Annotated in this window: 17 protein-coding genes and 1 pseudogene; 11 read left to right on the top strand and 7 right to left on the bottom strand. The window is 35.3% G+C overall.

The genetic code is table 11. The features are described from left to right. The 3 genes from N3F66_08790 to N3F66_08800 all read left to right on the top strand — a co-directional run. Positions 1-311 (top strand): hypothetical protein (locus N3F66_08790; protein MCX8124246.1); only part of this gene is annotated, 311 nt, incomplete at its 5' end. Positions 312-417: 106 nt separating this feature from the next. Then, complete coding sequence (locus N3F66_08795) at positions 418-1,254, top strand: DMT family transporter (GenBank protein MCX8124247.1); 837 nt, start codon at positions 418-420, stop codon at positions 1,252-1,254. Between the two features lie 317 nt (positions 1,255-1,571). After that, positions 1,572-1,775, top strand: coding sequence for a hypothetical protein (locus tag N3F66_08800; GenBank protein MCX8124248.1), 204 nt, complete (start codon positions 1,572-1,574; stop codon positions 1,773-1,775). A gap of 36 nt (positions 1,776-1,811) precedes the next feature. Here N3F66_08800 and N3F66_08805 read toward each other — a convergent pair whose 3' ends face one another. From N3F66_08805 to N3F66_08820, 4 genes are all read right to left on the bottom strand, one after another. Beyond that, positions 1,812-2,780, bottom strand: coding sequence for an ABC transporter ATP-binding protein (locus tag N3F66_08805; protein ID MCX8124249.1), 969 nt, complete (start codon positions 2,778-2,780; stop codon positions 1,812-1,814). 2 nt (positions 2,781-2,782) lie between these two features. Then, positions 2,783-3,064, bottom strand: a complete 282-nt coding sequence (locus tag N3F66_08810; GenBank protein ID MCX8124250.1) for a hypothetical protein — start codon at positions 3,062-3,064, stop codon at positions 2,783-2,785. 17 nt (positions 3,065-3,081) lie between these two features. Continuing rightward, positions 3,082-3,888 carry a hypothetical protein gene (locus tag N3F66_08815; protein MCX8124251.1) on the bottom strand — a complete coding sequence of 269 codons (807 nt, stop codon included), beginning with the start codon at positions 3,886-3,888 and terminating at the stop codon, positions 3,082-3,084. A 272-nt stretch (positions 3,889-4,160) separates the two neighbouring features. Then, complete coding sequence (locus N3F66_08820; protein ID MCX8124252.1) at positions 4,161-5,270, bottom strand: YibE/F family protein; 1,110 nt, start codon at positions 5,268-5,270, stop codon at positions 4,161-4,163. Between the two features lie 281 nt (positions 5,271-5,551). Between N3F66_08820 and N3F66_08825 the strand changes: the two genes are divergently transcribed. Beyond that, positions 5,552-6,043 carry a hypothetical protein gene (locus tag N3F66_08825; GenBank protein ID MCX8124253.1) on the top strand — a complete coding sequence of 164 codons (492 nt, stop codon included), beginning with the start codon at positions 5,552-5,554 and terminating at the stop codon, positions 6,041-6,043. A 388-nt stretch (positions 6,044-6,431) separates the two neighbouring features. On the opposite strand, the gene N3F66_08830 is transcribed toward N3F66_08825, so the two are convergent. Next, positions 6,432-6,632, bottom strand: a complete 201-nt coding sequence (locus N3F66_08830) for a hypothetical protein (protein MCX8124254.1) — start codon at positions 6,630-6,632, stop codon at positions 6,432-6,434. 576 nt (positions 6,633-7,208) lie between these two features. On the opposite strand from N3F66_08830, the gene N3F66_08835 reads away from it, so the two are divergent. Together N3F66_08835 and N3F66_08840 are read left to right on the top strand one after the other, a co-directional pair. After that, on the top strand, positions 7,209-7,532 hold the full coding sequence (locus N3F66_08835; protein MCX8124255.1) for a nucleotidyltransferase domain-containing protein: 324 nt from the start codon (positions 7,209-7,211) through the stop codon (positions 7,530-7,532). 49 nt (positions 7,533-7,581) lie between these two features. Beyond that, positions 7,582-7,935 (top strand): annotated as a pseudogene (locus N3F66_08840) (HEPN domain-containing protein). 47 nt (positions 7,936-7,982) lie between these two features. Here the strand turns inward: N3F66_08840 and lon are convergent. Next, entirely contained in the window at positions 7,983-10,358 is a 2,376-nt protein-coding gene (gene lon / locus N3F66_08845) for an endopeptidase La (GenBank protein ID MCX8124256.1), read from the bottom strand. A 374-nt stretch (positions 10,359-10,732) separates the two neighbouring features. Here lon and N3F66_08850 point away from each other — a divergent pair, with 374 nt between their 5' ends. From N3F66_08850 to N3F66_08870, 5 genes are all read left to right on the top strand, one after another. Beyond that, positions 10,733-11,725, top strand: a complete 993-nt coding sequence (locus tag N3F66_08850; protein MCX8124257.1) for a FecR domain-containing protein — start codon at positions 10,733-10,735, stop codon at positions 11,723-11,725. Between the two features lie 180 nt (positions 11,726-11,905). After that, positions 11,906-12,109 carry a hypothetical protein gene (locus N3F66_08855; GenBank protein MCX8124258.1) on the top strand — a complete coding sequence of 68 codons (204 nt, stop codon included), beginning with the start codon at positions 11,906-11,908 and terminating at the stop codon, positions 12,107-12,109. Between the two features lie 65 nt (positions 12,110-12,174). Continuing rightward, positions 12,175-13,263 carry a hypothetical protein gene (locus tag N3F66_08860; protein ID MCX8124259.1) on the top strand — a complete coding sequence of 363 codons (1,089 nt, stop codon included), beginning with the start codon at positions 12,175-12,177 and terminating at the stop codon, positions 13,261-13,263. An 85-nt stretch (positions 13,264-13,348) separates the two neighbouring features. Further along, the gene (locus N3F66_08865) at positions 13,349-13,768 is read left to right on the top strand and encodes an acyl-CoA thioesterase (protein MCX8124260.1); all 420 of its coding nucleotides are present in this window, start codon (positions 13,349-13,351) and stop codon (positions 13,766-13,768) included. A 77-nt stretch (positions 13,769-13,845) separates the two neighbouring features. Beyond that, positions 13,846-14,394 (top strand): PilZ domain-containing protein, encoded by a 549-nt coding sequence (locus tag N3F66_08870; protein MCX8124261.1) that lies wholly within the window; start codon positions 13,846-13,848, stop codon positions 14,392-14,394. Here N3F66_08870 and N3F66_08875 read toward each other — a convergent pair whose 3' ends face one another. Continuing rightward, positions 14,395-14,844 carry a hypothetical protein gene (locus tag N3F66_08875; GenBank protein MCX8124262.1) on the bottom strand — a complete coding sequence of 150 codons (450 nt, stop codon included), beginning with the start codon at positions 14,842-14,844 and terminating at the stop codon, positions 14,395-14,397. It abuts the gene before it with no gap. Positions 14,845-14,850 lie beyond the last annotated feature (6 nt).

The raw sequence follows: 14,850 nt of genomic DNA on the forward strand, positions 1-14,850 counted from the left end.
GCTCACATCAAGTCAGGCAGCGAGTAATCAAAGCCCGTGAAATACAGGCAATGCGTTTCAAAGGAAGAAGCACTACCTGCAATGGCCGTATGACTAGTGATGAGGTAAAGGAATTCTGTGCTATTAACTCTGAGTGTCAATCGATACTTGAGCTTGCAATCAAGCGCATGAACCTTTCTGCCCGAAGTTTTTTCCGTATATTGAAAGTAAGCCGTACCATAGCTGACCTGGACAATTCAGAGACAATTGAAAAGCGACATATCCTTGAGGCACTTTCATACAAAAATTTACAGCGCTATTATGATATTTAGTAGAAATATATGCTGATAAAAAATTTTTTTATTTGATGCGTGGGCAAGAAAAGGTTATACTGAACCCTGTCATAAATTTATTTTAAGGAGGCGTTTTATCTGGGTCATCTATGCACTTTTGTGTGCACTGTTTTTAGCCATTGGCGATGCGCTTGTTAAAAATGCACCACGTATACATCCTGTCACAGTGGCTGCAGGGCGTATATTTTTTTCATTACCGGTGTTATGGATCATAGCTATTGTTAAAGGCATTCCTGCTATAGATCATAGGATTGTGTATGCATTTATTCTCTCTCCGCCACTTGAAGTTATCGCGCTGGTACTGTACATGCATGCATTGCAAATTTCACCAATGTACCGCACGTTACCATTTTTAGCGTTCACACCGCTTTTACTCATCCTTACTTCATGGTTTATGCTAGGAGAAAAGGTAACTGTATGGGGTGCGCTTGGCATTGTGTGTGTAGTTGGTGGAACCTATAGCTTGTATTTTAAGCCTGGACAGCGTTTGGATGAGCCATTAAAAACTATAGTATCTGACAAGGGGTCGCTTTTAATGCTTGCAGTTGCATTTTTATACAGTATAACAGCAAATTTTGGTAAAATGGGGGTGATGTATTCAAGTCCATCTTTTTTTGGAGCAGTATATTTTACAATTCTGACTTTAATTTTGATTATATGGTCAATGGTTGTAGATAGTATAAAGCGTATTTTTTCTAAAGAAATCTTGCTCATTGGTATCACACAGGGTGTCATGATTACGTTTCATATGTTAGCTCTGGAGATAGCTCCGGTAAGCTATATGATTTCGGTTAAGCGTTCCAGTATGCTGTTTGGGATCATTTTTGGCTCTCTATTCTTTGGCGAGAAGAATGTACTGCAGCACAGCATTGCAGCATTGATTATTCTTACAGGAATTGGCTTTATCAGCATACTTGGTTGATGTTGTAAAAATGATACACTGGTATTAATATTCAACATAAAGAAGCAATAGTTACTGGTAAAATATAGACAATAATAAAATAATGTTCAATTTACGGTTACTATCGCCCCTAAAAAATATTAAAGAAAAGAGCAAAATGGCATATTATGAATATTGAAATATGCTAAAAAAAGAAAATTTTGTTAAAAAAAACAATAAAACCTCATATAAATGAAAAAGCCTAAGAAATTTGCCTAAAACTGGCACAGTAATTGCTTATTTATTTAAGCACATGCTTTGTGAATATAAACAATATGAGTATAGATAAGGAGGACATAATGGGAAATTCTATATGTTCAACATGCATCAACAGAAATATATGTGGCAAGGATTCTTTGGCTCATTGCGAACATTATGATGTTGTATTAACCAGAGCCGAAGTTGTTGACCTGTTAAAGACAGCCCGTGAAAAGGATCCTAACAGATTTCAGACAATTCTAAACGGTATCAAGAAAACCTACCATATAAATCTGGCATACTAATACACTTAACAGTACTTGTTGATGTGGGGCAGGTTTTTACCTGCCCTTGCATTTAATGCAACGAACAAAATGTCCTTTTGTTTTCTCTTCCAGAATAACAGGATTTTGTAAACATTCGCTATCACCCAAATAACATCGTGGGTGGAACACACACCCCTGGGGTGGCTGTGTAATAAGTGGCACATTTCCGGGAATGGTATACAGCCTTTTGGCGGTTTTGCGTAAGCTGGGTATGCAGTTCATGAGTCCGTGAGTGTATGGATGTAATGGATTTTCAAAAATCTCTTTTGTTAGCGCCATCTCTACAATTTCACCTGCATACATTATTGCAATATAATCAGCCGTATTGGCAACTATCCCCAAATCATGAGTTATTAAAAGCATGGACATATGCTCTGTAGACTGCAGTGTCATGAGCAAATCTAATATCTGTGATTGAATGGTGACATCAAGTGCTGTTGTTGGCTCATCAGCAATCAAAAGGTCAGGGTGAGCAGCAAGTGCCATTGCAATCATTGCACGCTGACGTAATCCACCGGAAAGCTGGTGGGGATAGGCGTAGTACCTCTGTGAGGGATTGGGTATACCTGCTTTTCCTAAAAGTTCAATGGTGTATTCTTTTGCTTCTTTGTTTTTGTAGTGTAAATGAACTTCAACAGCTTCCTGCACCTGGTAGCCAATTGTAAATACAGGGTTAAGCGATGTCATGGGTTCCTGAAATATCATGGAAATGTTTTTACCACGAATTGAACGGAGTGTGGAATCAGGGCAGCGCAGTAGATCAATGGAATTGTAGGTGATAGTGCCGGATTCAATTGTGCCAGGTTTTGGCACCAGGTTAAGTATTGAATATGCAGTTACCGATTTACCACATCCTGATTCTCCAACAAGCCCTAATGTTTTGCCTTGGGGGATGGACAACGATAGATTTCGTACTGCATAGCTTTTGCCGTACAGATTTGTAAAAGAAATGGTGAGGTTTTCTATAGTTACTATCGCTTTCATGATTATGTGATATTCCTGCTACGCCTGGTTAGTTCAAAGCCTTCATCTTCAAGCCTTGCATATAGGTTGCCCAAATCAGCATTTTCAATTTTGCATTTATAAATAGTGGCATCCTTATAGGCAAGTATTTCGGCAATAATTACATCTACTACCTGTAAAGTGCCCGGTTGCATTTCAACTGCACGCTTTTCGTTAATTTGTGTAAATGCAACTTTTGTTATGCTATTAGCATGCAGGGCATCAATAAATGCTTGTAATGAGTCAAATTTGATTTCTCGTTGCATGGCATACCCTTGTATGTTCAAAAATACCGTGGTACAACAATAATCTCGTGTCCGTCAAAGTCAACGACATAATAGCGTATTGCTTTTTTATACTTATTTGTATAGTTGTTATCAGCGGTAACAGGGATGTATTGAATGGTGCCGATAGTTACTGGATGAGTAATCCCTGCAGCGCCAAAGAAAGCCTTAACATTATATTGCATCAGTAGTTGGTGTAAATTCTGATGGGAACTGGTTGTAAATTGCTGTTTTGTGCGGTGAATGTTTGGCAAAAAATATGAAAATATAAAAATATGTGAGAGAGAATGTTTTTTTAAATCCTCTTTAAGCCAAAGCAATTGTGTATCTGAAATTGAAAGAGCATCAGGATTGTTACTGAATAAAACAACAAAATGATTGGTGCCATAATTAAAGGAATACCATGCATTCTTCTGAGTAAATTGAGTATAAATGTTTGTTGAATCATTATAGATGTCCATTGGCCCGCATACAGTAAAAAGAATGCTGTGCAGTTTTTTTGCAAACTTATAAAATTGGCGAAATTGTTTTTCAATGTCTTTATAATTAATCCCCATAGCTGATGAACCACCGTGAATTATATTGCCACAGTGAACAGTGAACACTGGATTTTCTCTATTGATGGATAGAGTGGTATTTTCTAACTGTGGGCTATAGTCTTCATAGGGCGAATCAGGTGATGTATTATTAATTATAACAAATCGAATTGGTTGAGCCGGCAAAACACGACCAGAACTGCAGCTGTTATAAATAAAAAAGGAAAAAATTAAAACAATTAATGCGATAGTTACTGATAAATGCCTCATTGCTTTATCACCATAATACTCATGGAAAATTGTATGAATATGTACAAGCTGGTAATCTTAAGAAATAGTAATATCACAATAAGAATAGCTGCACTATTTTTTAGCAATGATAATTTTAATCAAACATCGCAAAGTTGTAGAGTACAATTTGTAAACATTATTCTCTTAACGTTGTTTTTTATTATTCATGATAAAAGCCTATAATTTTTAAAAAATTTATGTATATATATTATCCCATAACAATAGCGGTGGGGATAACAATTAATTGAAAATTATGTAATCCTTTTTGGTCCATATAGATGAACTGAAATATAGGCGGTAATTGGTATACATATAAACATGCCAATACTGCCTATGATTGATTTTACTATCTCACTTAAAATGGGGTTGTAGTTAAATATCATCCACAGGGGCATACCCGGCTGTATGCGCATAGAAATAAGCAAAATTAACGATAGCGAGCTTCCCACATACGCCAATATCAACGTATTTACCATTGATCCCAGTATGTCAGTTCCTATATTTAAAACTGATCTGAAAGCCTGTTTATGGGTTAAATCTGGATTTGCGTTGTATATTTCTGCTGTAGCTGATGCTATGGATATACACACATCCATTACTGCGCCTAATGCAGCAATGATAATGCTTGCAAGTGCTAATCCTCGAACATCAATCGTTACATCAGCAACATAAAATACTGTAAGCATTTCATTGGTCACAAATCCTGATAGGTGCATCATATTGCCAACGATAAATGCAAGGATTGCTGCAATGATTATTCCACATGATGCACCCAATATTGCAGCAAGTGTCTTTTTTTGAAATCCAGCTATTACCGGCAATGTTATTGCAGTGGATATTATAGCGATAACTATCGCCACAGGTAATGGTGGATATCCTTTTAATGTCAGTGGTATTAATACAAAGAAGAGCAACAGTATGGTAATTATTAATGCAATAAGCGAAAGAACGCCTTTTGTTTTCCCTATAACTAAAACAGATACTACCAGCAACAATGCAAGAAAAATAATCATTGATGTGTTATCAATATCATATAACGAAATGTATTCCGGAGTATTTTCTTCACCTGATTTAGATATGCCAATGAATACCACATCACCTGTTTTATAAAACATATCTTTTGGCAAATCATGTTCGCCCCTGAAGGTAGCTATTTTTGATTGTCCCTTTAAATTGCCATCTAAAATAGTAACATGGATTCTGGTTTCGTACAGAGGATAGTAATCATCACCAGCTATACGGTGCCTTTCAATCTTTGTTATCGTTGCACGGGTAAATATTCTTTCATCGTCATAAGGTGTTTTGGCAAGTAAAGGTAAAGCCATAGATATAATAAAGAAAATAAAGAATATTTTTTTCATGCGATAGTTCCTTTCATAATAATCATATATAAGGATATACTTATGCGTTGTATACTAAAAGAAAATGTCAAGCTACAAAATATTATTGAATAAAGTGATGAGTTTCAAATTTATGTTATTCAATTTTTATTCAGTATCATCAATTGCAGTTGCACAATGCAAAGTTATATTATGTAAATATTAAAAAACTTTATTGATATATTTAACAATAAAGTAATATATTAAATTATTTGACATCAAAATTAAAAATAAATACATTCATACAATCAAGGGAGGAAATTATGGATTTTGAAACAACTACCTGTATTTCATTTGCTCATCTAAATATCCTGAATGATTGTGCAAAAAGATTATCTATACCCCTTAGCTTGTTTATTGTTTACTTGTTAATGTATGCAGCAAAAAAAGAAAAAAAAGATTATGTTGCTTTTAAACGCATAGCATATCGCAAACGGGATAAAGATAATCCCTGGAAACGTGTACATTTAGTGGTGTATCAGTCGGAGTATGAGTTCTTATTAGATATTAAAAAGCTGTGGAAAATGTCTATTGCACATATTATTGCTTTTTGTGTAGATAATGTACTTGATGAATTTTTTCTGTATTTTGAAAAACGCCTGAAAGAAATAAATACCGATAACTATCCTAATAATTTGCCAAGTTATTATGAAAATAGGTCATATACATTTGATTTTTTTAAAGAAAAAGGTATACATTGCCTAAAATTCTACTGGGGACCACCCCCAAAAATACTAAAAAGAGCACATATATAACAAAATTCACATAAGTTGCAAAAATTCAATGATTACTTACAAAGTAATAGCAGGGTAATTTTATTCAATCATAGCTTCAAGGAACTTTTTAATGCTTGTTCTTCAATGTTAATATAATAAGTGTATAATGGTATATTGAAGAGTGCAAATTAAGTTACCCATACAAGTCTTTGCCAAAACCAGAATGAGTAATGAGTATTATAACTCTACTTTTTTAAATCATTCAGATTTTTATTTTGATTTTTATCAATGCTCTGTTCCACAGGGCATGATTGCGATAGTCAGGTGCGTATGCCAAATTTTGGTAACACCCACACATTAAGCGCAATCCATGCTGCCATGAGGATTAAAAACCAAAGTGCTTCTTTCATTATAGTACCTTCTTAGTTTAGCAGCTGCATGAAGAATCACAGGATGAACCTGTATCTACCATAAAACCCGAGCCATACGGAGTTTCAACAAAATCTATTTTAATGTTAGTTCCAGCATCCATAAATCGGGCAATATCACTGTCATAGATTACTGGTATTTCATTTGCTATTATAACTGTGTCTTTACTGTTTTCTGACTCATCCAGAGCCAGTCCCAAACGGGGGCCACCTCACCCTATTCCCGAAAATACTAATCGCAACCCTGGATGTTTAAAGTCAACATCTTTGGCAGCTTCAATTATTTTTTGTTTAGCTTGATCTGTTATAATTATATTCATGAGCTTTCCTTTAAATAATTTATGTAATTATAAAATACTTAATATTTTTAAAATTTCAAAGAATTTTTTTTAATTATGAACACTATTTATTCCTAATTAGCCTTTTATATTACTAATTATTCAATGCTTTGCTCATACATTGATATTTTGGGGATAATTTATGATTTTATATGCTTAATCGTCAAGTTGTTAAAGCACATACATCGGTCAATTAAACATAGAATTAGTTATTATTTGAATTATTCTGCGTAATACTTAATTCAATAAAAACATTGTGAAGAATTATATATCTGTAATTGAGACATTGATGTTACAGTTTGCAATTAAAAAGCGTAAGCCAGTCAAGGATGTATTTACACTCAATTGGATACCACATTTTGTTATAGTTGACATATGTGGTATAGTGTGGTATTATCAAATCACTTGATGGAGTCAGTATATAAATGTGTTGATAGTATGTTATCTATAGAAATTGAAAGCCTGAAAAAAATTAAAGAGAAGTTATTGCACATGTTTGGTACCCGTATTGTATATATGTATGCATTTGGTTCACGTGTGCGGGGTGATTTTAATTTCGATTCTGATTTTGATATTCTTATTGTAGTTAACAAAAAAACACCAGAACTTGAGGAGGCGATAGTTACTGTAATAACAGAAGAAGAATTACAGCATAATGTGTCATTCACTCCAATTATAAAAGATATTCAGGCGTTTGAAATGGAAAAAAAATTTAATAGTCCATTTTATCAGAATATAATAAACGAGGGTATATTGCTATGACATTATCTCCTGATGATAAAAAGCTTTAAGCTACTTTAGGCTTCAGAAAGCTAAAGAGTTTTTACAAGATGCAAAAAAAAATTATGATGAAGGAAGATACAAAACCTCTGTGAATAGAAGCTATTATGCTGTGCTCAATGCTGCACGTGCACTTTTGATTCTTGAAGGTGCAAATCCAGTAACACATGATGGAGTTATCACGCTATTACGTTTGCGATTTGTGAAAAATGAAATTTTGCCTCAAGAAACAATAAAGCACTTCAAACTGCTGCTTTCACGTCGAACTGATGTTGATTATGGTGATTTTGACACCATTGATAAAGATGATGCACTGGATTCGTATAATAAAGCAGCATCGTTTATTGAAGCTATTAAAAAGGCAAAGGAAAATATCATACTATGAGCATTTCTGCATCATAGATTAATTGACAGTAACTATCGCCAAAAAAATTAATACACTATATCCAGCACTTCTTCAAAATAGCTCACAAAGCGTGCATCTACCCCTTTTTTAATGTGCTCAGGCAATTCGTCAAAATCCTTTTTGTTTTCGGCAGGGTATATTATTGTTTTTACCTTTGCTCGTTTTGCGGCGATAGTTTTTTCTTTTACGCCGCCAATAGGAAGCACCCTTCCTGTTATGGTGAGCTCACCTGTCATTGCAACGCTCTTTTTAATGGGCTTATTTTTGGCTAGCGAATACAGTGCGGTTGCCATAGTGATTCCCGCCGAAGGACCATCTTTTGGTGTGGCTCCCGCAGGCACATGGAGGTGTATAAAATGGTTTTCAAAAAAATCGGGGTCAATGCCAAACTGTTTGACCTTTGAACGGATATATGAATATGCAATCTCGGTTGATTCTTTCATGACATTGCCAAGCTGACCAGTTTGGGTAAATCCCTTTGTTTTTGAAGGAATAGCTGTTGCTTCAATATACAGCGTTGCACCGCCTAAGCTTGTCCAGGCAAGCCCCATCACCACACCTGGTATTGGCTTTTTGTATAAGGATTCGTCGGTAAAGCGTGGTTTTCCTAAGAATTCTTCAATATTTCTTTCATTTACAATTACTGAAGTAGTTGAACCTTCTACAATTTGGCGTGTGGCTTTGCGCATGATCTTTTTTATATTGTTTTCTAAACTTCGCACACCTGCTTCTCGGGCATAGCCATCAATAATTTTCTTGATTGCTGCAGTGTCAATTTTAACTTCATTTTTATTGAGTCCGTGCTCTCTAAGCTGTTTTGGGATAAGGTAGCGCTTTGCTATCTCCAGTTTTTCTTCAAGTATGTAACCAGAAAGGTGCATTATTTCCATGCGGTCCATAAGTGGAAGTGGGATAGTATCTAATTGATTTGCTGTTGCAATAAAGAGAATGTTGGATAAATCATATCGCACATCAAGGTAGTGGTCAAGAAACTGGGAGTTTTGCTCAGGGTCAAGTACTTCCAGGAGTGCTGAAGCCGGATCACCCTGAAAACTTGCACCAATTTTATCTATCTCATCCAGCATAATGACAGGATTTGATGTTTCAACCACTTTAAGGCTTTGGATAATTTTGCCGGGCATTGCACCTATGTAAGTTCGCCGGTGGCCTTTAATTTCGGCCTCATCACGCATCCCACCAAGCGAGAAGCGGTAAAACTTGCGGTTTAAAGCCGCAGCTACAGATTTTCCTATTGAAGTTTTGCCTACACCGGGAGGCCCTACAAAGCATATAATGGAACCAGTGATACTGCCTTTCTTTTTTCCAGCACTTATGAATTCTAATATACGGTCTTTGATATCCTGCAAGCCATAGTGGTCCCTGTCCAGTATCTTGCGGGCTTTGTGAATATCATAATTGTCTTGTGAGTAAATGCCCCATGGAAGTGATGTGAGCCAGTCTAAATAATTGCGGCTTACACCATACTCGGCGGAATGGGGTTCCAGCACTTTTAATTTTTCAATTTCTTCATTAAAACGCTTGAGTGCTTCTTCGCTCAATTTTAGTTTCTTTACGCGCTCTTCAAATTTTTCAATTTCTGAGGTTTTTTCATCTTTTTCAAGACCTAACTCTTTTTTAATTTCTTTAAGCTGCTCGCGTAAAAAAAATTCCTTTTGGTTTTTGGCAATGCGCTCCTCAATCTGCTGCGAAATTTTTTTCTGTAATTTTGACAATTCCAGTTCTTTCTTTAACAAAAGCAGTACTTTTTCCACGCGCGATTTTATATCAAATGTTTCCAGTATTTCCTGTACTTCTGCAGGTTCGGCCGAAGTGAGGGAAGCTACAAAATCAGCTAATTTACCGGGGTCTTCTAAGCTGAACCGGTTTAAAAAAAGTTTAAGCTCTTCCTGAAAAAGGGAATTGGATTTAATTAACTCTTTTACCGAAGAAAGAATAGCAGCCGAGTAGGCTTTCATTTCGTCTGTTGGTTCAATCTCAGGTTCATAGTAATGATCAACCTTCCAGCGAATAACCGGCTGTTCAGTCATAACCTGAACCAGTGTAAAGCGCTTCAAGGCATTTACCATTACCTGTATAGTGTTTTCGTCGATAGGTGCTATCTTCAAAACCTTAATAGTAACCCCCACTTTATAGAGGTCCTCTGAAGTCACCATGCCTTCTCGCTGATTCTGGATTAGTACTACACCTCCGATTTTATGGTCAGATTCGGCAATGGCGCGTGCTGTATTGAGCATGGTATCACCAGTGAGCACCAGTGGTACCATCATGCCAGGGAATATTGGCCTGTGGGATATTGGAATAATGGGTATAATCTCAGGTAAAATTTCAGATGGCAATATTAAATGCTTGGATTCAACAACATGGTTTGAATCATCAGACATAGGATTTGTACCTCGCGTAATTTTATTTTTGTTATAATATTTATAATAATGTAGCAATGAGGGTTTTAAAAATCAAGGATTTTATGAAATCACTATGAATAGTAGCTTCTTCAACATCAACAGTTAAAAAAGTTTTCTTAAAAGTTTTATCATAAAAAAATAATAAATCTATACTTGATACTTTTATCACCAGATGTGTCAAAATTGAATCACATATAAAGAGGGGCTATGGTTATATACGTTTTGTAAAGTTCAGTTAGACTTTAAAAAAAATAAAAAAAGGATTTACAGATTAAAGTTTATTAATCAATATTACAACAATAAAATCATAAATGTTTGATTACATAAAAATTTTATTATATGAGGTAGAACAGATGGTTTTGCGACGATTGTATTGTTGCTTTCTTTTAGCAATTATTGTTTTTTTAATTCTTTCTTGTACACCACAACCAAAGTCAGTATCAGCTCATCTTATTTTTATGCAGGGGGATGTTACCATAATACGAAATGAGGTAAATGTTCCTGTTATATTAGGATCAATTGTTCAACCTGAAGATATTATTACAACAGGAAACCAGTCTATTGCGGTGGTTCAGATAGCTGATAGAGCTGTGGTACATATTACCAGCAACAGCAAGCTGGCAGTCAAGACACTTGTTGCTACATCAACAACGCTATATTTAGAAAGAGGGGAAATCATATCAAAGGTTGAACGTTTACAAAAAGCCCAAGAATACAGAGTGAAGACCCCCTCAGTTGTAGCTAGTGTTCGTGGAACACAATTTTTGGTTAAGGCCGATGAAAAAATTGGTAAAGTGGCTGTGCACACTGGAAGTGTAAGTGTTAAACCCGTTATTGAAGAAACAAAAATCGAAGAAATTCAAATAGAAGAAACAATAGTGGATGGGGGCAAAGAGGCGATAGTTACTGTTGAAAAAGAGAAGGCTGCTAAAGAGATTCCAGTTTCTGTAAAGGAAATTTCTATAAAAGATAAAATGAAGATAGAAGAAGCAGGAAAAATTGAATTGCTTCCCCAGGAAGTAGTTATAAAACCTGAAGCACTTGAAAAAGTTCGTGAAACAATAAAACAGAACATTGAAAAAATTGGGACAATAGAATCTTCAACCGAGGAACAATTGAGGCAACAGATAAAGAAAGAGCGGATTGAACGGTTAATGCAACAAAAAACACGAACACTTGAGGAAATTAAGGAAGCATGTGAACGCATTGATGTGATACGTCTGTATTCAGGTAAACAAATACAAGGAGCAATAATTAGTAGGGGCGATAGTTACAAGATATTGACTACAACTGGAGTAATAGATGTGCCTAAGAAAGATGTACGGTCAGTAAGCGTGATGCGATAGCACTTGCAGTGATTGTGGTACAAATGAGGCATTGTGTGGTAGGGTTTTGATCTGTACAATAGTTGGATGTACACAAAACTTTAATATATAATGTTGCTACCAAATGCCTGCATATTAATACCTTCCCAATGTGGAATATGGTCAATGCTGGTAACGAATATAAATTAAATGAGCGTTGTTATGACAAAAAGTAGATCATTTATTTCATTAGGTGTTGCTAGATGTGCAATATTAGTTGTTGCATCTTTTGTTTTTAATTACAATACAGGGAATAATCTTATAGCTGATGCGTTCTATAGGCTTAAGGGCCAAAGCTGCTTAGGGCTGGATGCAATGTACAGGTTCAGAATCTTTAGTGGCTGTAAGAGTTACCCAGAACATTAACAAGAAAAAATAGCAGGTTATACCTGCAATGATGTTAGAAAGTTTATTTATATCGAGGGTACTATATGAAAATAAGAGAAAACAAAGTTTTTACTTTAACAGTAATTGTGCTGATTATTTCTTTTGCTCTTCCTCTTTTTGCTGAATCCATCTTTTTAAAAGATGGTACCATAATAGAAGGGGATATCATAAAAGAAACCGATAAGGCAATGGATGTAAAGCTTTTAGAGGGGAAAAAAATTACTATACAACGGAAGGACGTGTTGAGGACGCTGGTAAATAACACTTACAAGATAAAAATGTACATTATGAAAAGCAACAAAGATATTTTACCGGTATATATTGTAGAAGAAGATAATGAAAGCTATACCTGCAGAAAAGATTTGTTATCAACAGATGAATTTAAAATAAATAAAGCTGACGTAATATTTGTTTCAAAAATACCGCCAAAAGATTTTATAGATGAAGAGGTACAGAAGAAAGCTGGGGAATTAGGGGTAAAAAAGCAATACACATGGGAGAAAAATTTAAAATGGCGGGCACCTTTTTTACGGATAGGATATTCAAATATTGGTACATATATAGATTCTGATATAAATGATACATATTCAGATAGCCGCAATATTAATGCTTTCATTGATCTTTTTCCATGGCGGTTCAGAAATGAAAGCGGAAATGGATTTGATGCTATGGTCAGGGCACGTTTTGTGGGGAATTATGACCGAATTGACTATACTGATCCACGGACTGCAACAATAATGAAACTTTACCAGGTTGTTATTTCAGAAAAATATGAATTTAAACTTAACATTGGGCAAATTTGTGGTGGAGTTAGATATGGATACAGTATGTTTTATGGGATCTTGATCCAGCCGTATGTGTATGGACTATTACAATTATATGTATTCCATGATGAAATAAAAATTGAGTCAATTAATTCAAGCGCCATTAACGAGCAGGTGGCAACTTCAAAGTTTGGATACCAGGTGGGTGCTGGTATTGATTTTGGTTTAACATCATATGTTGGTGTTTTTGTTGAGGGTATGTACAGCTACATTGAAGCAAAATTCAATGATAAAAAAACACGCAATGTGGATGGGTATTATATTTATTATGGAGTTACCTGGCGTACTTCGTATGGGTTAATTGAATAATTTATTATTGTTTCAAAAATCTTATTGCCAAAATATTTCTTTTATGAAAATATTATCCTGTCACTATAATAATAGCAGGATAATCATGTCAACAGTAGAAATAAGAATCAAAGGCTATCATCTTGATCTTTTTGGCCGCGTGAGCAATCAGCGCTTTTTAGATTTTCTAGAAGATGCGCGATGGAGTTATCTGGATTCCATAGGGCTCAATTATGATGAATTTGCTAAACGCGGTGTTTTTCTTGCGGTGGTTAATATAAATGTTAACTTTCGTGCACCATCGTTTCTTGGCGATGTGTTGATAATTGAAACCGAAGTTGATAGAATTGGCAATCGCAGCATAACAGTTAAACAAAAAATGTACAATAAAAAAAACGAACAGATTATTCTTGATGCTGAAGTGGTATATGTTATAGTTGACCTTGCAACAGGCAAATCCATACCCATAGACAATGAAATGCGGCAGCAGTGGCTTGAGCTATCGAACAAAAAAAATACACATTAAAAATTTTTTATTGCTAAGAAAAAGGATATAGTATAGCATGATTGAGAGGTGTGTCAGTCATTATGGAAGAGGGCATAATGAGAAAATATATTCGTTATGATAAATTGTCAGCAGAAATTAAAGAAGCAATCTATAAGTATTGGGAAATAGCAAAACAAAAAAAACCTGATACAGCATTGGATGATGCAATGGAAGATTGGTTTTTGCATCAGTTTGATGCGTTTATGATTGCCAAATATCATACCCGTGGCGATAACATGCGCAAACACTTCCGCCTTGACGTAGAGATTCCTATACGAATAGTGGAACTTTTAATAGAATCTTCAAAGGATGAAGCTGAAGCACTGGAGCTTATTGGAACAATATTAAACATAAGCAAGGGTGGCCTTTATTTTATTTCCGACATCCCTCTTGAGCTTTCTTCGATTATACGTGTAGTTATTGATTTCAGGGCTGTAGATAATGAGCTGACTGATATTGAAGCCTTAGCAATGGTGGTGCGCCAGGATAAACGTGATGATGGCAAATATGGAATTGGCGTAATGTTCAGTAGCATTTATGACAATGGCAAACGCAATTTAAATATATTTATATTAAAAAATCTCTCTTACTATCTTTATTCATGATTACTTGCCAAGTGCATCAATTTCCGCTTTAAGCCCATTTTTTGTTATATCATAATAATAGCAATAGCGAGTTGAACAAGACGAATTCCTTTTTTTAATTGAACCATAGCTAGAAATTATTGTCAGCAGGTAATTATGGATTTTTGAATCAAAAACTTTATTTTGAGTAGTAATGTAATTTTTCAAAGAGACGTATGCACGTTCCTGTCCTTTTTGTTGTGCCGATAGCTCATTGTATTGTTCCTCTGCAGGAAGTATCACCACAACGCGGAACGTGTTGTTATCAATAAACCCTTCTTTTTCGTACTCAAAAAGAAGCTCTTCTCTTCCCGTTGTATTCGTAGGGGGAATAGGAGTGGCTGGTTTTTTGGATGCACATGAAGAAAGCAGAAATACCAGGGGAAGAAGTAAAAACAGGATGCATATAATTATTCGTAATGAAGAAACCATATCTCC

It is taken from the genome of Spirochaetota bacterium (assembly GCA_026414805.1).
Classification (GTDB): Bacteria; Spirochaetota; UBA4802; order UBA4802; family UB4802; genus UBA4802.